Raw genomic sequence first — 18,525 nt, 5'->3', positions numbered from 1 at the left:
CGCACGGCGTGGGCGCGGTAGAGCGCTTCGCGCAGCGCGCGGTTGTCCGCATAGGTCTGCACCGGCAGGTAGCACGGCATGTGCAGGGTCAGCTTCCAGCCGGCGCGCCCGTCCTTCTGCGCCGCGGCGCGGGCATTGGCGCGCACGTCGGCCGGCAGGCCCGCCAGCTCGGCTTCGTCCTCGACGTACAGGGCGAAGGCGTCGGTGGCGTCGAGAACGTTCTGCGAGAACGTCGCCGACAGCGCCGACAGTTCCTGCTGGATCTGCGCGAAGCTCGCCTTGTCGGCCTCGCCGAGTTCGGCGCCGCCCAGGCGGAAATCGCGCAATGCGTTGTCCAGCACCTTGCGCCTTGCGTCGTCGTACGCCGCCGCCTCGGGCGACGCCGCCAGCGCCTTGTACTGCGCATACAGCGCCGGGTTCTGCGCCATTGCGCTGCCGAAGCGGCTGATCTTGGGCAGGTTGGCGTTGTAGGCCTCGCGCAGCTCGGGGGTATCGGCCACCGCCTGCAGGTGCGCGACCTGGCCCCAGGCGCGGTGCAGCCGCTCGGTGGCGTCGTCCAGCGGCACGACGAAGGTTTCCCAGCTCACCGGCGCCACGGTTTCGGCGGCCTTCACCGCGGCTTCGGCCTCGGCCAGCAGGGCGTCGATGGCCGGGGCGACGTGCGCGGGGCGGATCTCGTCGAAGCGCGGCAGGCCGGAGAAATCGAGCAGGGGATTGGCGTTCATGGGGGTCCTGGAAACGGCGCCGGCGCGGCCGGCATCACCGCTGATATGGCGACGGCTCCAGCCACGCACAAGGCAATGCCGGCAGCCCCTGCCCCGCCACCGCGGCGGCGATGGCGGCATCGGCGCCCGCCACGTCGATGCCCTGGCGCTCGTACCAAGCGGTGTCGTAGTAGCTGTGCGCGTAGCGCTCGCCGGCGTCGCAGAGGATGGTGACGATGGAACCGTCGCGGCCGGCATCACGCATCAGCTGCGCGGCCTGCAGCACGCCGATGAAATTGGTGCCGGTGGAACCGCCGACGCGGCGCCCCAGGGTGACGCTGACGTGGCGCATGGCGGCCAGGCTCAGCGCGTCGGGCACCTTGACCATCGCATCGACGCAGGTGGGGATGAAGCTGCGCTCCACGCGCGGGCGGCCGATGCCTTCCACGCGCGAACCGCCCTCGCAGTTCATGTCGCGCCAGTCGGCGCCGGCCAGCGCCGCGCAGTAGCCGTCGTAGAACACCGACACTTCCGGGTCCGCGCACAGGATCAGCGTGTCGTGGCGGCGGTAACTGACGTAGCGGCCCAGGGTGGCCGCGGTGCCGCCGGTTCCGGGGCTGCAGACGATCCATTCCGGCACCGGGTGCGGCTCCTCGGCCATCTGCTTGAAGATCGACTCGGCGATGTTGTTGTTGGCGCGCCAGTCGGTGGCGCGCTCGGCATAGGTGAACTGGTCCATGAAGTGGCCGCCGGTCTCGCGCGCCAGCCGCTCGGATTCGCAGTTCAGGTCACAGGCGCGCTGCACCAGGTGGCAGCGGCCGCCGTGGAACTCGATGGCGGCGATCTTCTCCGGCGAGGTGCTGGCCGGGATCACCGCGATGAACGGCAGGCCCAGCAGGCGGGCGAAGTAGGCCTCGGACACCGCGGTCGAGCCGCTGGACGCCTCGATCACCGGGCAGCCCTCGCGCAGCCAGCCGTTGGCCAGCGCGTACAGGAACAGCGAGCGCGCCAGGCGGTGCTTGAGGCTGCCGGTCGGGTGGCTGGACTCGTCCTTCAGGTAGACGTCGATGCCGGGGAAGCCGGGCAGATCGATCGGGATCAGGTGGGTATCGGCCGAGCGGTTGAAATCGGCTTCGATCTTGCGGATGGCCGCCGCCACCCAGGCGCGCTGTGACATGGATCGCACACTCAATGAAAGCTGAAGCCGATTCTACTGTGGATGGTCCAGGGCGGACGGGCACGGCGACTTCCCGCGCCTCACGATGGTATGGTGCGCACTCCCTGTCCTGCCGACGCCGCGTGCCGCGCATCCTGCTGCCCCTGCTGCTGTGCCTGTCCCTGATCGCCGGTGCGGTCGGGTCGGTGTGGTCGGCCACGGCGATGGCGATACCGGCCGATACCGCGGCGGTCGCGCACATGGACATGGACCATGCCTGCTGCCACGACGGCGGCGGCATGCACGACGACGCAAGGCAGCCGCAGCCCGCGGCCCCGCCCTGCGGCGACGGCAAGCACTGCGACTGCACCCAGCACTGCAACATGCTGCCCACGCCGGCGGTGGCGCCGGCCAGCGAGATCATGCGCTCCCCGGAGCCCATGGCGCCCACGCCCGCGCGCTACGACGTGCGCCCGGCTAAGCTCAACCGGCCTCCCATCGCCTGATCCGGCCGTGACCGTCGGTGCGCAGCGATCGCGCCGGCGGCTATCCCGCAGGTGCGCGGTCCGCCGCGCCAGGTGACGTCACCCGCCGTGCCGAGCGCATTCCTGCGTATCCCGAACAATCCGCAGCTGCCATCCACGCCCAACGTGGATGGCCGATGGAGTTCCCATGAAAACCGATTTTCTTTCCGACCCACGCTCGGTGCTGTCGCGGCGGCGCTTCGTGCAGGGCCTGGCCCTGGGCGGCGTCGTTGCCGGCACCGGGCTGTGGCGCGCGTCCGATGCGTTCGCCGCGTCCGCCCGCGCGATGGCCGCCAGCGAGCTGCGCGGCACCGACCTGAGCCTGGCCATCGGCCGCTCGACGGTCGATTTCACCGGCCGCGCGCGCAGCGCGGTTACCGTCAACGGCTCGCTGCCGGCGCCGATCCTGCGCTGGCGCGAGGGCGATACGGTCAACATCCGCGTGGCCAACACGCTCGCCGACGAGATGACCTCGATCCATTGGCACGGCATCCTGCTGCCGGCCAACATGGATGGCGTGCCGGGGCTGAGCTTCGACGGCATCGCGCCCGGCGAGGCGTTCCAGTACCGCTTCCAGCTGCGCCAGTCGGGCACCTACTGGTACCACAGCCATTCGCTGTTCCAGGAGCAGGCCGGCCTGTACGGCGCGCTGGTGATCGACCCGCTGGAACCGCCGCCGTACCGTTTCGACCGCGAGCACGTGATCCTGCTGTCGGACTGGACCGACCTGGACCCGGCCGCGCTGTACCGGCGCATGAAGAAGATGCCGATGCACGACAACACCTACCAGCGCACGGTGGGCGATTTCATGCGCGATGCGCGCCGCGACGGCCTGCGCGCCACGCTGGCCGACCGCGGCATGTGGGGGCGGATGCGGATGACGCCCTCGGACCTGTCCGACATCAACGCCCACACCTACACCTACCTGATGAACGGCACCGCGCCGGCCGGCAACTGGACCGGGCTGTTCCGCAGCGGCGAAAAAGTGCTGCTGCGCTTCATCAACGGCTCAGCGATGACCTATTTCGACGTGCGCATCCCGGGGCTGAAGATGACCGTGGTGGCCGCCGACGGCCAGTACATCCACCCGGTGAGCGTGGACGAGTTCCGCATCGCGGTGGCCGAGACCTTCGACGTGATCGTCGAGCCGTCCGGGCAGGATGCGTTCACGATCTTCGCCCAGGACATGGGCCGCACCGGCCACGCCTGCGGCACGCTGGCGGTGCGCCACGGCCTGCAGGCGCCGGTGCCGGCGCTGGACCCGCGGCCGCTGCTGACCATGGCCGACATGGCCCACGGCCACGGTGGCGGCCACGACACCATGCAGATGGCGCAGGGCGGGCACGACGCCCATGCCGGTCATGGTGGTCATGGTGGCGGTGGCGGCAGCGCGCCGAAACATCCTCCCGGCGAACGCGGCAATCCGCTGGTGGACATGCAGAGCTCGGCCAGTTCGCCGCGGCTGGACGATCCCGGCATCGGCCTGCGCGACAACGGCCGCAGGGTGCTCGCCTACGCCGACCTGCATTCGCTGTTCGACGACCCGGACGGGCGCGAACCCGGGCGCGAGATCGAGCTGCACCTGACCGGGCACATGGAGAAGTTCGCCTGGAATTTCGCCGGCGTCCCCTTCGCCGGCGCCGAACCGCTGCGTCTGAACTACGGCGAGCGCATGCGCATCGTGCTGGTCAACGACACGATGATGACCCACCCCATCCACCTGCACGGCGTGTGGAGCGACCTGGAGAACGCCGACGGCCAGTTCCAGGTGCGCAAGCACACCGTCGACATGCCGCCGGGCACGCGCCGCAGCTACCGCGTGCGCGCCGATGCGCTGGGCCGCTGGGCCTTCCATTGCCACCTGCTGTACCACATGGAAGCGGGCATGATGCGCGAAGTGAGGATCGAGGCATGAAGACGATGACCCGATCCCTGCTGTTCATCGCCCTGGCCGCGGCCACCGGCAGCGCCGCCGCGCAGGACGCGCATGCCGGCCATCACGGCCACGACGCCGCCACGACGCCGGATCCGCACGCGAACCACGCCGCACATGGGGACCATGCGTCCCCTGCGACGCCGTCGCCCTCGTCGGATCCACACGCGGGCCATGCGTCGGCGTCGCCAACCGGCGCCGCGAAAGCCGATCCGCATGCGGGCCACTCGGTACCTCCGAGCACCTCCGGCCCGGACATGCATGCAGACCACGCCGCGCATGGGGATCATGCCTCCCACGCGATGCCGCCGCCGTCGACGGATCCGCATGCAGGCCATGCCGCGCATGCGGCGACTGCGACATCGACGGGGCCCGTGGCCGACCCGCATGCAGGCCACAAGGCACCGGCGAGCATGTCCGTTCAGTCGGACACACACGCGGACCACGCCGCGCATGGGGATCATGCGTCCCCTGCGATGCCGTCGCCTTCGACCGATCCGCACGCAGGCCACGCGATGGAAGCGCCAGCCAGCACATCCAGCGATCTGCATGAGGCCCACGCGGGACACGGCATGCATGACGGCCACGCACGGCAGCCGGCCCCGGCCGCTACGTCCGCCCATGCCGGCCACGCACCGGCGACGCCAGCCGTGCCTTCCAACGCCGGCACGCACGGCGAACACGGCGAACACGGCGAACACGGCGAACACGGCGAACACGGCCGCCATGATGCTGCTGCCCCGCAGGCACCGCGCGAGCCCATCCCCGAACCGACTACCGCGGATCTGGCCGCCGCGTTCCCCACGCTCCAGCCGCATGCGATGCAGCACGCGCCCGGCTTCAACAGCCTGGTGGTGTTCGACCATCTGGAAGCCTGGAACAACGCCCATGGCAGCGGCCAGTCGTGGGCGGCCAAGGGCTGGTTCGGCGGCGACATCGACCGCCTGTGGCTTCGCAGCGAAGGGCAGCGCAGCGAGGGCCGGCTCGGCGAGTGGTCACTGGATGCGCTCCATGGCCACGCCATCTCGCCCTGGTGGGATGTGGTCGCAGGCGTCCGCCACGACGGTGGCGACGTACCTGGCCTGACCCGCGCCGCCCTCGGCGTGCAGGGCCTGGCGCCCTACAAGTTCGAGATCGCCGCCACCGCCTACCTGGGCGGCCCGCGCAGGGCCGAACTGGCGGTGGAAGCGGAGTACTCGTTGCTGCTGACCAATCGGCTGATCCTGCAGCCGACGCTGGAAACCAGCGTGGCCGCCGACGACGACCCGCGCCGCGGCGTCGGCCGCGGGCTGGGTCACGTCGAGGCCGGCCTGCGCCTGCGCTACGAGATCACCCGCCGTTTCGCGCCCTACGTCGGCTTCGTGCACGAGCGCCGGTTCGGCCGCACCGCCGACCTGCACCGCGATGCCGGGGAAAGCCCACGCGATTCGCGCTGGGTAGCCGGCGTGCGTTTCTGGTTCTGACCGGACGAGGAGCGGGCAGGAAGGAGCGGGAAACGCCGCCCGGCTGGGCTCCTCGCTTCTGCTTCCGCCCTTCCCGCTCCTCTCCACCCGTTCGCCACTTTTCCAAGGAGATTCCCATGAACGTATCGCTGTACAGACTGGCCTCGCTGCTGCTCGCCATCGCTTCCGCCTTCGCCGTTTCCGCCTGCGAAGCCGCGCCGCCGCAGGCGGCGGGCAAGCCGGCGGCGTCCGCGCACGGCGCCCATGCGGCGCAGGTGGTGCACGTCCACAAGGACGCGAACTGCGGCTGCTGCAACGGCTGGATCGCGCACATGCGCGCGGCCGGCTTCACCGTGATGGCCCACGACAGCGCGGACATGGTGGCGGTGAAGCAGCGCCTGGGCATTCCGCTGTCGCAGGCCTCCTGCCACACCGCCGAGGTCGGCGGCTACGTGCTGGAAGGCCATGTCCCAGCCGCAGACGTGCAGCGCCTGCTGCGCGAGAAGCCAGCCGCGCGCGGACTGGTGCTGCCCGGCATGCCCGTCGGTTCGCCCGGCATGGAATCGCCCGATGGCCGCCGTGACGCGTTCACCGTGGCCCTGCTGGGCAAGGACGGCACGCTGCAGCCCTACGCCCGGCACCCCTGAGCCACATGGCCCACCGGGAGCACGGCCCGCCGCGCTCCCGGTGCGACGACGCCCGGCCCTCTAGAATTGCCCTCTCCCCCACTCCCAGGAGCAACGCCATGAGCCTGAACGCTCTCCACCCGCAGCCCGGCATGGCCGCGCAGCCGCCGGCCGAAACCGCCGGCTTCGTCTTCAACCATACGATGCTGCGGGTCAAGGACATCGCCGCCTCGCTGGATTTCTACACCCGCGTGCTCGGCTTCCGCCTGATCGACAGGCGCGATTTCCCCGAAGCCGCGTTCAGCCTGTACTTCCTGGCCTACGTGCCGGAAAACATGCAGGTGCCCGAGGACGATGCCCAGCGCCGCCTGTGGATGGCCGGCATTCCCGGCGTGCTGGAACTGACCCACAACCACGGCACCGAGAACCAGGACGGCCCGGTCTATCACGACGGCAACAGCGAACCGCGCGGCTTCGGCCACATCTGCGTGTCGGTGCCGGCGCTGGAAGCGGCCTGCGCGCGCTTCGAGGAACTCGGCGTGCCGTTCCAGAAGCGCCTGCAGGATGGGCGCATGAAGAACCTGGCGTTCATCAAGGACCCGGACGGCTACTGGGTGGAGATCATCGGCAACCGCTGAAGAAGCCGACCTCTTTCCTTTCGCAGGAGCGGCTTAAGCCGCGATGGGGCTTTCCCGGCATCCTCGTCACGGCGGATTTCGGCGCAGACCCCGTCGCGGCTGAAGCCGCTCCTACGGGGGCAGGCGGGGATGCAGGCGCTCCTGCTCCAGCAGCAGCGGGGTGCGCTGCAACGCCGATGCGGCTTCGTCCCAGCCCACGCGGCGGGCCAGGTCGCACATGCTGTCCAGCACTGCCGGCGATGGCGGTTCGGCAGCGGCGACGATGTCCGCAGGCAATTCTTCCGGCGTCATCAACCACGGACGCAAGGTGCGGCCACTCTGCCGCACGGTTTCGACCAGTTTGGCGGCGATGCGGAAACCGCCGCGGTCGATGTCGCCCCAGTGGTAGAGCGCCGCATCGGCCGGCAACCCGGCGAGCAGCCGCGCGTAGGCCTGGCGCCACGTCGGCGACGGCATGCCGCCGGTATAGAGCAGCAGCACCGGGGCATCGCCACGCATCGCCGCCGCCTCGTGGAAGCTTGCGAGGTTCTCGATGCTCAGCAGCGCGCGTGCGTCCGTATCTATTCCCCGCACCTCGTTCACCGGGAAACCCAGCCAACTGCGCGGCAACCGGTGGGAGCTGCCGTCGTCCAGCTGCACCGTGCCCGGCCCGGCAAGCCGCAGCGGCTGCGGCTCCCTGCGCAGGCCCAGCGCCGCCCACAGCTGCTCCTCTTCCAGCCCGCTCGGTGCCAGTTCGCCCGTCACCAGCACGTCCAGCCAGGCCGTCAGCTTTTCCAGCCGCTTGCTGTCGCCGAACAGGGTGACGCTGGCCTTGCGCAGGATGCGCTCGCCACGCGCTTCGGCCAACAAGGCATTCACCGCCTGCGCGGCGTCGGCGAGATGGGCGGCGGCTTCCGGGCCGCAGCCGCGTACCTTGCGACCCGCGCGCCACGCCTCGAGGACTTCGCTGATGATCGGGAAACCGGAGCTGCTTTCCGCCTGGTTTTCGCAGGAGCCGGGTGGTGGTTGCCATTGCGCCAGCAGGATTCCGGCTTGCGCCACGCGCTCGCCCAGCAGCTCGATGCGCAGGTCCCGGGCCAGTGCGGACAGATCGCGCACGGTCAGGCGCAGCAGGCGTTCGCCGTCGTCGCGGTGGCGGTCGCGTTCAACCGTGATCGCACCGGCACGCTCGGCCAGCGCGATACGGGCGTGGAATGCATCGAAATCCGCTACGCCGCTCAATGCGCGGTATTCGGCGCCGTCGCGGTTGCCGGTCATCGACAACGACACCGGCGGTGCACCGCCGTTCAACGAAGCGGCTTCGGCGCGGCGCAGCAGGCGTTCGAGTACGCGCCTGGCGGGCGTATCGTCCTCCGGCTGCGCCGCCGGCGTCATGTCGCCGCCTGCTCGCGTTCGATGCGTTCGGTTTCGGCCGCCAGCAGTTCCGGGTGCAGGTCGAACTGGTCGGACAGCAGCAGGGTGCGCGCGGCTTCAGTGACCTCGATGCGTTCGGCCTGCAGCAGGTCGCCGTCGCGGAACAGTTCGATGTAGCTGTCCAGCACGCCGGACAAGGTGCCCTGCGCGGTGTCCGGCGCCGCCAGCACCAGCTGCAGGCCCAGCGAGCGCAGGTAGTTGGTGGTGGCGCGCGCGTTCTGCGCGTCGATCTTGTCGCCGAACTCGTCGAGCAGGATCAGCCCCAGCCCGCCCGGGTGCGCCTCGCTCTTGCCGTAGGCCGCGGCCAGCGCGGCGCCGGCGATCACGTACAGCGGCGCGCGGTGTTCGCCGCCGGAACCCGAGCGCATGCGTTCGCTGAGGCTGCCGATCACCCTGTCGTCCTGGCGGATCTGCACCTCGAAGCGGAAGAAGCGGCGGTAGTCGTCCAGCGGCGAGTTGGCCACGTGGGTGGCGGCCTTGTCCTCGACCAGCGCGCGGAACGCCTCGGGCACCTGGCCGGCGCTCTCGAACAGCGTGTCCTCGCCGCCGATGTCGGCGGCGCGCTGGATGAAGCGGTGCAGTTCGCGGAACTCCGGCACCACCTCGTAATGGAACTGGTAGCGCTCGTTGTTGGAGAAGGCCGGGCTGGCGCGCAGGGTGCGGTTGAGCGTGGCGATCTGGGTCTTGAGCCGGGTGAAGTTGTCGTACAGCGTGGAGGCCACGCCAGTGCGGAAGGTATCCACGGCGGTGGCGTAGGCCTGGCGCGCTTCTTCCTCGTACTGCACCAGCTCGGTGTCGCGCAGCTGGGTCAGTTCGCGCTGCAGCAGGACGCGCGCCGGGCGCCAGGCGCTGGCGTCGAAATCCAGCTCCAGGCCGTGGTCGCGCGCGTACTGCGCCAGCCCGCTCCATGCCTCCGGCAGCAGCCGCGCCAGCTGTGCGTCGCTGTCCTTGGCGCGTTCCTCGCAGCGGCGTGCGCGTTCTTCCAGCGACGGGTACTTCTCGTCCAGTTCCTCGCGCTGGCGCTCGACCCGGTTGGGATCGACGTCCGGGTCGGCGAAAGCCTCCACCGCGCGCCGCGCGACCAGTTCCTCCTGCTGGCGCAGGCCGTCGAGCAGGCCGCGCGTGCCGGCAAGGTTGGACTCGGCCACCGCCTCCTTGCGCAGCAGGTCGTCGGCGCGCTTCTCGCAGTCGGCCAGGTGCAGGCCCAGTTCGCGCACCTGCTCGGACAGCCGCAGCAGATCCGGATCGAGCGAGGCGTGGCGGCTTTCCTGCGCGGCGCGATAACGCTCGGCCACCTGGCGGTGCTCGAGCACGCGCTCGTGCAGCGCCTGCGCCACCGCATCGGCGTCGGCCAGCCGCGCCAGCCCGCGCTGGCACTCGTCGGCGCGGCGCAGGTTGGGTTCGATGCGGCGCACCTCGGCTTCGGCCTTTTCGATCTCCTCGTGCAGCACACGCATGCGCGCGCGGTTGTCGGAGGCGCCGATGCGCAGGTCGCCCGCCGCCGGCAGGCGCAGGCGTTCGATGCTGCCGCCGCGCGAGAGCAGGCCGTCGCGGGTCAGGCCCTGGCGGCTGCGCACCAGCTCGGCCTCGGTTTCCACGCAGCGCAGCTCGCCGAGCTGGCGGCGCAGGAAGGCCAGTGCGTCGGCATTGACGCCCTCCAGCAGCGCGGCGACGCTGCCGGCCTCCGGTTCGTCGGCGCCACGCGACTTGCGCGCCTGGCTGGACAGCGCCAGCTTGACGCCATACACCGAGCGCCCGCCGGACAGGCCGCGGTACAGCTTGACCGCGCGTTCCTCGTCCTTGTCCGGAATCAGCAGCGCTTCGACGTTGCTGCGCAGATAGCCTTCGATGGCGTGCTGCCAGGTCGCGTCGGTGACGCGCACCAGGTCGCAGACCGGGCGCGCGTCGATGTTGGCCTCGCGCAGGTAGCTCATCAGCCGCACTGTGTCCGGGTGCAGCTCGGCCTGGCCGGCGGCCAGGCGCTTCTGGTTCTGGCGCGCGGTTTCCAGCGCGTCGCGCGCCTTGTCGTGCGCGGCGTGCAGCTGGCGGGCATGGCGGTCGACCCGCTCGCGCAGCGGCGCGGCGGCGCGCAGGGCCTGGCGGGCGCGGGCGAACAGTTCTTCCGGCGTCCATGGCAGCGCGTCTTCGGACGACAGCGCGGACAGGCTGGCGTGCCATTCATCCCAGTCGGCGCGGGCGGCGGCCAGCGCCCTGGCGTCGAGATCGTCCAGCGCCAGGGCATCGAGCTGGCGGAACTGCTGGCCGATGAAACCGACTTCGCGCAGCAGGTCTTTCTTCAGCTGCGCCAGCCGCTCGCGGTCGCGGCCGGACAGTTCGTCCAGCTGCGCCTGTTCGCCATAGCCGGCGCTGCCCTGCAGGCGGGCATTGGCGCGGGCGTGCTCCTCGCGCAGGGTGTCGCGCTCGACGCGGGTATCGACCAGCAGGCGCCGGGTATCGGCCAGCGTGCCTTCCGCGCGCGCCACCGCGTCCTCGGCCTGGTCGAGCTGTTCGCTGTACAGGTCGCGCGCGTACTCGGCGGCCAGCGCACGCGCGGACGCGGCGCGGGTCGCCTGGCCGGCGATCTTCTCGTACTGGCGCTCCACGCCTTCGGCGGCGTCGATGCGCTGCCGGACCTGCTCGATCTTCTCCTTGATCTGGCGGAAGCTCTCCAGCAGCGCGCGGAAGCGGGCGATGTCGGTGGGCCGGTCCTCGGCCACCAGGGTGCGCACGAACAGGTCCACGTCCTCGACGCGCTGCAGGTTCAGCGCGTTGAGGAAGGCCTTGCGGTAGGCGTTGAGGTCGGGGCTGGCCGACGGGCTGGCGCGCAGGCGCAGCAGCAGGTCGCGCAGGAAGCGCTCGGCGTTGGGATGCAGCTGCGGGGTTTCGCCCACCTCCTTGCAGCGGCGCGCGATGTGCTCTTTGAAAGTGTTCCAGGCCAGCGGCAGTTCCTTGCCCTTGACCCGCTCCAGGTGTTCGTCCAGATCCAGCGCCACGCCCGGCAGCAGGTACAGGCCATGGGTGCGGTGTTCGGGCTCGTCGACCGAGGCGCCGAGCGCGATGCCGGCGGTCAGCGGCACGCCGGTTTCGGTATCGCGGAACACCAGCGAGATGTAGGTGGTGGCGGTGCGGCGCTTGCGCCCTTCCTCGCCGCTGCGGAACACGCCCAGGCAGTAGTCGCGGATGGTACGCGCGCGGTGGCTGCCGCCGGCCTGCGCGTTGAAGCGGATGCGGCTGCGGTCGCCGCCCAGCAGCACGATCTGCAGGGCATCGAGCAGGGCGCTCTTGCCGGCGCCGTTGGGCGCGATGATGGCGCTGGTCGCGTCCAGCTGCAGGCTCTGCGCCTCGAACAGGAAGAACTGGACCAGGTGGATGCGTTCAAGCTGCTGCATCGTCGTCCTCCGCATCCGTGTCGCCCGCTTCGTCGCGGTTGTGCTGGTCCAGGCGCTGCAGCCACAGCTCGCCGACGATCTCGACGATGGCCGGGCGCACGCGCAGGTGGAACGGCTGCGGATCGTCGCCTTCGGAGTCGACCAGCCGGCACACGCCCCAGCGCTTGAGCGTGCGCGCCAGTTCGCGCAGCGCACCTACCTCGGGCATCGCGCGGCCGGTCAACGCCTGCCAGCTTTCCTGCAGTTCCGGCAGCTCCACCACCACTTCGCCATGGTCCTCGATCAGCCCCTGGCGCATGGCTTCGTCATAGCGCTGACGCAGTACCAGCAGCACGAGGGTTTCATGCAGGGTCACCGCCGTACCTTCGCCATGCGCCGGCAGCGCCACCACGTAGCGGTAGTGCGCGTTGCGCTCCAGGCGGATGCCCAGCGGCTCCAGCGCGGAGACGAAATCGGCATAGTGGTCTTCGACCAGGTGGTAGGCCACGCGCGAGCGCGCGTCGGCGGCGTACAGCACCTGCTCGGTGGCCAGGCGGTAGGCGGCGCGCTCGAAGTCCTGCACGGCGTAGGTGCCGTTGGACATCTGGCTGAGGGTGTTCCAGCTGCGTTTCATTGAGGAGAAGCCGGGAAGGGGGAACAGGGAACGGGGAAGGAAGCGAGGTTGCGAGGATCGGGCATGGCCGGGTGCAGGGGCGCGCGATGAACTGCGGATGGTCGGTGTCCCATCATTCCCTTTTCCCCGTTCCCGCATTCCCCGCCACCCGCTGGATGCGGAAGCGCGGGCCGCGCAGGTAATCGTTGCCGTCGCCGTTGCCGGCATCGAGCAGCTCGACGCGGAAGCCGCGCAGCAGCCGGCCGAGCGGATCCTCGCGGCGCAGGCCGCCGATGCGGTTGCCGCGCAGGGCGAGCGTGAGCAGGGTCTGGTAGGCGCGCAGGTCCTCGATGCTGGCGATGTCCAGCCGCGCCGAGTCGATCGCGGCGCCCTGCTGCAGGTGGCGGCCGACGTAGCGCGCCATGTCCTCTGCGTTGACCAGGCGCGCGCGCTTCATGCGCCGCAGCAGCGACAGCCGCGCCAGCTGCTCGGGCGTGGGCGGCGCGGTGGCGTTGGCGCTGCGCGGGATCGGCGCCGGCTTGCGGTGCGGCGGGCGCAGCCGCGTCTCGTCCATCAGCGGGCCCGGCGCCACCGGCAGGCGCAGCGCGTCTTCCGGCGCCGACAGCACGCCGCGGCAGGCGCGGCGCAGCAGCACGTCAAGCTTGTCGGGCGCGCGCAGGCGGTAGTCGAGGAAGGCCAGCGCGCGGCGGTTGGCCTGGCGGATGTCCTCGTCCAGGCGGGTCAGGTATTCGTCGATGCGCTCGAGCTCGCGCAGCCGGCCCAGGCTGCGCGACAGGCGCTGCTGCGCGCGCGCCTCGTCGCCGCCGGTGACGTGCTCGCGGTACCAGGCCACCAGCGTTTCGCGCTGCGTGCCGGATTCGAGCTGCTGCACCATCGCCAGAATCGAACTGCGCCGCGCCATCGGGTGGTCGGCGCGGTGCAGTTCGGCGTAGTCGCCGATGAACAGCTGGCCGACGTAGCGCTCGAACCACTGCCGGGCGAACTGCGCGGTGGTCTCGGCCTTGCTCAGTTCCGGCATCAGGTCGCGCACCTGCAGGCTCATCGAGGCCAGCGATACCAGCAGGCGGCGCGCCTGGTCGGCGGCCTCGTCGAGGATGCCGCCGTCCATGCGGCCTTCGGCGACCTGCTGCAGCTGCAGTTCCACCGAGCGCATCTTGGCCGATACGAAGGTCGGGCCGTGCTCGCTGAACTCCACCAGGGTGGACAGCAGCTGCGCCACCATCGGCGGCATGGTCACCATCTCGCGCGCGCCGATGCGCTCCTGGCGCAGCCAGCCGGCGGCGCGGAAGCGGTCGTGGATGGCGTTGGCGCGCACGTTCAGCGGCGCGTCCGGGGCCTGGCCGTCCTCGTCTTCCCACGGGTCGTCGGTGAGCAGGTAGCGCTCGATCGCGGCGGTGATCTCGCGGCGCGGGAAGCCGTGGCTGGGCGGCACCGGCGCGTCCGGGCCGAAGAACTCGTCGAACATCCGGCACAGCAGCGACCAGTAGTTCTGGCGGTTGGCCGAGGCCAGCGGGCCGAAGATGCCGGCGGGCACGACCGAGAACAGCGGCGGGGTGGTCGTGGGGTTGGTCGTGGTCAAAACGTCGGGGTCCTGCAGCTTCCTGCCGTGCGGCGGCGATTGTGGCATATCGCCGCCGCGCCCGGCCCGGGCAGCCCCTCCGGCCCACGACGGCGGGCGCCACCAGGCGCCCGCCGCCGGAACCGGACACCGCCGGCGGATCAGAACTTCTGGGTGTAGCGCAGGTAGACGATGCGTCCGTAGGCGTCGTACAGGTTGAAGTTCCACGGGCGGCCGTCGGTCTCGATCAGCTGCGGGTAGCGGTCGGCCAGGTTGTTGGCGCCCAGGGTGATGCCGGCGCGCCACGGCGTCGTGTAGGTCAGGCCGACGTCATGGGTGACATAGCTGGCCACGCGCGTGCCCGGATCGCCGGCGAGGAAGCCGAAGGTCGGCTTGACCCCGGGATTGCGCTGGTCGCCGATGTAGTTGACGTTCCAGTTGACGCTCCAGTCGCCCCGGCTCCAGGTATTGCGCAGGGTGCCGCGCAGCTCCGGCGCCGCGGCCCAGCCCAGCCGGTCCTTGACCGTGCTGCCGTCGGTGACCTTGAACTCCAGCACGCGCGCCACCTGCAGCCAGCTTTCCAGCCGGCCCCAGCCATCGCCCTCGAAGCGGCCGCGCAGGTTCAGGTCCAGGCCGCGGGTGTCCAGGTCGCCTTCGTTGGCGTAGGCGGTGTTGATCTCGCGGATGGAACCGTTGGAGCGGCGCTGCACCGAGGTGCCGGCCGGAAGCGGCAGCCCGCGGTTGTCGAAATCCACCAGCTCCTGGTACTCGATCAGGCGGATCCGGTCGTCGATCCGGATGTGGTAGTAGTCCAGCGTCAGGTTCAGCCAGTCCAGCGGATCCCAGGCCAGGCCCAGGCTGTACTGCCGCGAATGCTCCGAGCCGAGCGCCGGGTTGCCGCTGGACCAGGTATCGACCTGGTAGCTGACATCGCGGCTCACCGGGCCGTCGGCGATGCCGTCGTTGTTGGCGTCACCGCCGCAGTCGGCCGCCGAGTAGCCCACCGCCACGCAGCTGCGGTAATCCTGCACGTCCTCGGCCGAGAACGAACGCTTGGCGTGGATGCTGTTCAGGTTGGGCGCGCGGAAACCCTTGCCGGCCGAGCCGCGCAGGGTCAGGTTGGGCAGCGGCTGCCAGCGCAGCGAGACCTTGGGCGAGAGGTCGCCGCCGTAGTCGCTGTAGCGGTCGTAGCGCGCGGCCAGGGTGAAGTCGAAGTCCTGCATCACCGGCAGCAGCCATTCGGCGTAGGCCGCCTGCACGCGGCGGTTGCCGGCGGCCGAGTTGCCGGACGACCCGGCGACCACGCCGGCCTCGGACAGCGAGTCGTAGACGTCGGCATAGTCCTCGCTGCGCGCTTCCACGCCGAAGGCCACGGCCGAGCGCCCGCCGGCCATGTCGAACAGGTCCAGGCTGGCGTTGGCGTACAGCTCGTCGATGACGAACTTGCCCTCGCGGCTGGTGGTGGTGGTGAAGCCCTTGATGACCTCGTCGGGGTTGCCGAACGGATCGCGCAGGTCGTAGCGGCCGTCGGCGGCCGCGGCCTCGGCCAGCGGCGTGACGATGTAGCCGCGGCCCTGGTCCTTGAGGCGGGCGTCGCTGCGGCGTACGCCGGCGTCGATGCCGAGCCGGTCGTTGACCTGCCAGTTCATGCCCAGGTTGATGTCCAGCACCGTGTTGTCGATGAAGTTGTCGCGGTTGCCGGCCGCCGCGTAGCGGTGGTAGATGAAGGCGCCGAGCCCGTCGCCCGGCACCGGGTCGTTGGGCGAGTTCTCCGCCACGTACAGCACGCCCGGCGTCGGCGCGTAGCGGCCGAAGCTGCTGGCATGGCTGTAGCTGGCCGTGGCGTACAGCGACACCGCGTCGTCGAGCTGCACGGTGCCGCGCGCGAACAGCGACTTGTTCTTGATCGAGGCCTCGTTGGCGGCTACCGCGTTGTAGTCGTAGACGCAGTTGCTGCCGTTCATCCAGAAGTTCGGATCGTTGCAGGCGTAACCGGGCAGCGCGCCGCCGGCGTCGCCCTCCTCGCCCGGGGTGGTCGCGCTTTCGAAATAGAAGTTGTTGCCGTACGGGGAGCCGCCGCGGGTGTCGCCGCCAAGCTGGTCGCGCGTGAACACGATGCCGCGCGAGTTGTAGGACGCCCCGAACATCAGGTTGCCGCGCTCGCCCGAGGTGCCGAACAGCACCGCGCCCTCCTCGGTATCGCCACCGGCCACGCGCGGCGAGCCCTTGCCGATGCGCAGCTCGGCGCCGTCGAAGTCCTTGCGCAGGATGATGTTGACCACCCCGCCGATCGCGTCGGACCCGTACAGCGCCGACGCGCCATCGGACAGGACTTCGATCCGCTCCACCGCCGCCAGCGGGATGGTGTTGAGGTCGGCGTTGCTGCCCAGCGACGGTGCGTACGGCGCGCGCCGGCCATCGACCAGCACCAGGGTGCGGTCAGAGCCGATGCCGCGCAGGTCGACGTCGGACACCGCCTGGGCGCTGCTGCCCGAGCGCGGGCTGAAATTGCCGAACGAGGCGAAGGTGGTGTCGCGCAGCACGTCGGCGACGGAAACGTGGCCGCTGGCGTCGATCGCGGCGCGGTCGATCACCGTCACCGGCACGGCGCCTTCGATGTCGGCGCGCTTGATGCGCGAGCCGGTCACTTCGATCCGGTCCAGGCTGTGCACGTCGGGCTGTGACTGCGCCAGGACGGCGAACGGGACCAGTGCGGCGGCGATTCCCAGCGGGAGCGCGGCCAGCCGGACGGCCGGCGTCGGACAACGATGTTTCACGGGTTTCTCTCCTGATGATGTTAGTGATGCGTTAACGCCCGACGACGTTAAAGAGCGGCTCACGCCACCGCGCCGCATGCCCTGTCCACTGGGTTTGCACGATCTGTCGACACCCCGGGCCCGCCGTTGCGGTACAGCGAGGGGGACACGCCGAAGTGCGTGCGGAACGCGCGCGAGAAGCTGCAGTTGTTCTCGAAGCCGCTGGCCGCGCCTATCTCGGTGATGGACAGCGGCGTCTCGCGGATCAGCCGCGCGCTGTTGGCCAGGCGCAGGCGCACCGAGATGGCCTGCGGGCATTCGCCGTAGACCGCGCGGAAGGTCTTGGTGAAGTACCAGACCGACATGCTGCTCAACTCGGCGAGTTCGCCGATCCTGACCACGCGGTCGGTATGGCCCTGGAGGTACTGCAGCGCGCGCTGCATGCGGGCGTAGACCTGGCGCCGGTGCATCAGCGAGCGCCCCGGGCAGCGCGCGATCAGCGCCTGCTGGCCCTGCTGCAGGCCGGCCAGCGCGCGCAGCAGCCGGTCCACCTGCCAGCGGTCGGCGGCGATGGCCTGGCTGCCGCGCGCCGGGGTGCCGATCACCGCGCGCCAGCGCCGCGTCAGCAACCGCCGCGCCAGCGCCGGTACGACGCCGCGGCCGGGGAAGAGCGCCAGCTGCGGCGAGCGCAGCAGTTGCAGCTGGATGTCGGCCGGCACGGCCACGCCGATCGCCACGGTGCGCTCGCCGGCATGCAGCACCGGACTGGCGCCGCGATCGAAATGGATCCACTGCCCGGCCTCGAGCCGGAACGTGCCGGTGCGCGCGGCGATATCCAGCCCACCGCGCAGCACCAGCCACAGCGACGCCTCGGCCGGCCCGAGCGCCAGGCTGGCGCCGCGCGCGACCGTCGCCAGCAGCGGGGCCTGCCGTTCCATCCCACGCTCCAGTTCCTGGCTGTCGCCGCGATCGAGCCACAGCACCTGCACTTGCACCTGCATGACCACTCCCTTGTCGGACTGGCCTCCTGTTTGGCCGTGCGCCAGCCGAAATGCCGGAAATCCGGCCGAAATCTTTCCGAAATCCGCGGTTTCCAGCGCGTGCGGCGACGCCATGTGTCCGCGGCGCGGACAGGCGGACAGGCGGACACTCCGCGTCGGCGCTGCGTCGGCGGCGTTTCCGGCGTCCGCGGCGGACACACGAACGCCAAAGCCCGCACGGCATGCCGCGCGGGCCTTCGTCGATGGCGGGTTTCGTGCGTCAGTTGCGGCGGCGGGCGAGGCGCTTGTACTCGGCCTCGTCGATCACGCGCATTTCGCGTACCGCGCAGGAGCCGGCGCGCGAGCTCACCGTGCTGCCGTGGGTGCAGACGACGTTCTCGCGCCCATCGGTGGCGATCATCACGCTCGAGGTCTTCATCATCGCGTCGCAGTAGCGGCCGAAATCCAGGCGCAGGTGATTGCCGTCGTCGGCGACGACCATGCCGTCGGTGCTGACGCGCGCGGCCTTGTGCTGGCCGGACAGGGTGACGCAGCTCGGCGGCGCGTCGGCGCTCTTTCCCGCCGCGGCGGCGTCCACGGGCAGCATCGCGATGGCGCCCAGGGACAGGACGATCAACAGGCATCGGTACATGGCGTTTTCCTTCTTCGTTCCGTGCCGGGGGTGGGCACGGATGCAAGGCTAGGCGGCGCGTGCGCAGCGGGAATCTGCTTGAAGTCGCGATGACCAAGGGCCGGGCGTGAGGCCAAGGAATGCAAACAACGCGGCCGGCGG

General features: G+C 70.6%; 14 protein-coding genes (1 of these 14 only partly in view). 5 read left to right on the top strand and 9 right to left on the bottom strand.

Annotation, left to right across the window (positions count from 1 at the left end; genetic code table 11):
- Both ABTV91_RS05075 and ABTV91_RS05070 read right to left on the bottom strand, forming a co-directional pair.
- On the bottom strand, positions 1 to 725 hold the 5' portion of the coding sequence (locus tag ABTV91_RS05075) for a M3 family metallopeptidase (RefSeq protein WP_433853524.1). The gene continues 1,303 nt to the left of window position 1, outside the view; only the first 725 of its 2,028 coding nucleotides appear in the window; it begins with the start codon at positions 723 to 725; its stop codon lies beyond the left edge, outside the window.
- Between the two features lie 34 nt (positions 726 to 759).
- The gene (locus tag ABTV91_RS05070) at positions 760 to 1,881 is read right to left on the bottom strand and encodes a PLP-dependent cysteine synthase family protein (protein ID WP_433853523.1); all 1,122 of its coding nucleotides are present in this window, start codon (positions 1,879 to 1,881) and stop codon (positions 760 to 762) included.
- Between the two features lie 122 nt (positions 1,882 to 2,003).
- On the opposite strand from ABTV91_RS05070, the gene ABTV91_RS05065 reads away from it, so the two are divergent.
- From ABTV91_RS05065 to gloA, 5 genes are all read left to right on the top strand, one after another.
- On the top strand, positions 2,004 to 2,366 hold the full coding sequence (locus tag ABTV91_RS05065) for a CopL family metal-binding regulatory protein (protein WP_433853522.1): 363 nt from the start codon (positions 2,004 to 2,006) through the stop codon (positions 2,364 to 2,366).
- 166 nt (positions 2,367 to 2,532) lie between these two features.
- Complete coding sequence (locus ABTV91_RS05060) at positions 2,533 to 4,299, top strand: copper resistance system multicopper oxidase (protein ID WP_433853521.1); 1,767 nt, start codon at positions 2,533 to 2,535, stop codon at positions 4,297 to 4,299.
- A 668-nt stretch (positions 4,300 to 4,967) separates the two neighbouring features.
- The gene (locus ABTV91_RS05055; protein WP_433853520.1) at positions 4,968 to 5,780 is read left to right on the top strand and encodes a copper resistance protein B; all 813 of its coding nucleotides are present in this window, start codon (positions 4,968 to 4,970) and stop codon (positions 5,778 to 5,780) included.
- A 116-nt stretch (positions 5,781 to 5,896) separates the two neighbouring features.
- Complete coding sequence (locus tag ABTV91_RS05050) at positions 5,897 to 6,406, top strand: DUF411 domain-containing protein (RefSeq protein WP_433853519.1); 510 nt, start codon at positions 5,897 to 5,899, stop codon at positions 6,404 to 6,406.
- A gap of 98 nt (positions 6,407 to 6,504) precedes the next feature.
- Positions 6,505 to 7,023 (top strand): lactoylglutathione lyase, encoded by a 519-nt coding sequence (gene gloA, locus ABTV91_RS05045; protein ID WP_433853518.1) that lies wholly within the window; start codon positions 6,505 to 6,507, stop codon positions 7,021 to 7,023.
- A gap of 111 nt (positions 7,024 to 7,134) precedes the next feature.
- Here the strand turns inward: gloA and ABTV91_RS05040 are convergent, their stop codons facing one another.
- The 7 genes from ABTV91_RS05040 to ABTV91_RS05010 all read right to left on the bottom strand — a co-directional run bounded on the left by ABTV91_RS05040 (position 7,135) and on the right by ABTV91_RS05010 (position 18,384).
- On the bottom strand, positions 7,135 to 8,397 hold the full coding sequence (locus ABTV91_RS05040; RefSeq protein WP_433853517.1) for a Wadjet anti-phage system protein JetD domain-containing protein: 1,263 nt from the start codon (positions 8,395 to 8,397) through the stop codon (positions 7,135 to 7,137).
- Positions 8,394 to 11,825, bottom strand: coding sequence for an SbcC/MukB-like Walker B domain-containing protein (locus ABTV91_RS05035; protein ID WP_433853516.1), 3,432 nt, complete (start codon positions 11,823 to 11,825; stop codon positions 8,394 to 8,396). The genes ABTV91_RS05040 and ABTV91_RS05035 overlap by 4 nt, the downstream gene beginning before the upstream one ends.
- Entirely contained in the window at positions 11,812 to 12,438 is a 627-nt protein-coding gene (locus ABTV91_RS05030) for a DUF4194 domain-containing protein (RefSeq protein WP_433853515.1), read from the bottom strand. The genes ABTV91_RS05035 and ABTV91_RS05030 overlap by 14 nt, the downstream gene beginning before the upstream one ends.
- 112 nt (positions 12,439 to 12,550) lie before the next feature.
- On the bottom strand, positions 12,551 to 14,017 hold the full coding sequence (locus ABTV91_RS05025) for a Wadjet anti-phage system protein JetA family protein (protein WP_433853514.1): 1,467 nt from the start codon (positions 14,015 to 14,017) through the stop codon (positions 12,551 to 12,553).
- Between the two features lie 140 nt (positions 14,018 to 14,157).
- Positions 14,158 to 16,773, bottom strand: coding sequence for a TonB-dependent receptor plug domain-containing protein (locus tag ABTV91_RS05020; protein ID WP_433853513.1), 2,616 nt, complete (start codon positions 16,771 to 16,773; stop codon positions 14,158 to 14,160).
- 59 nt (positions 16,774 to 16,832) lie between these two features.
- Positions 16,833 to 17,753: a helix-turn-helix transcriptional regulator gene (locus ABTV91_RS05015; RefSeq protein ID WP_433853512.1), complete on the bottom strand. Its 921-nt coding sequence runs from the start codon at positions 17,751 to 17,753 to the stop codon at positions 16,833 to 16,835.
- Positions 17,754 to 18,012: 259 nt separating this feature from the next.
- Positions 18,013 to 18,384: a hypothetical protein gene (locus ABTV91_RS05010; RefSeq protein ID WP_433853511.1), complete on the bottom strand. Its 372-nt coding sequence runs from the start codon at positions 18,382 to 18,384 to the stop codon at positions 18,013 to 18,015.
- Positions 18,385 to 18,525 lie beyond the last annotated feature (141 nt).

It is taken from the genome of Stenotrophomonas nitritireducens (assembly GCF_050984405.1).
Taxonomy (GTDB): domain Bacteria; phylum Pseudomonadota; class Gammaproteobacteria; order Xanthomonadales; family Xanthomonadaceae; genus Stenotrophomonas; species Stenotrophomonas nitritireducens_B.
This window is presented reverse-complemented; position numbering and strand designations above follow the sequence as displayed.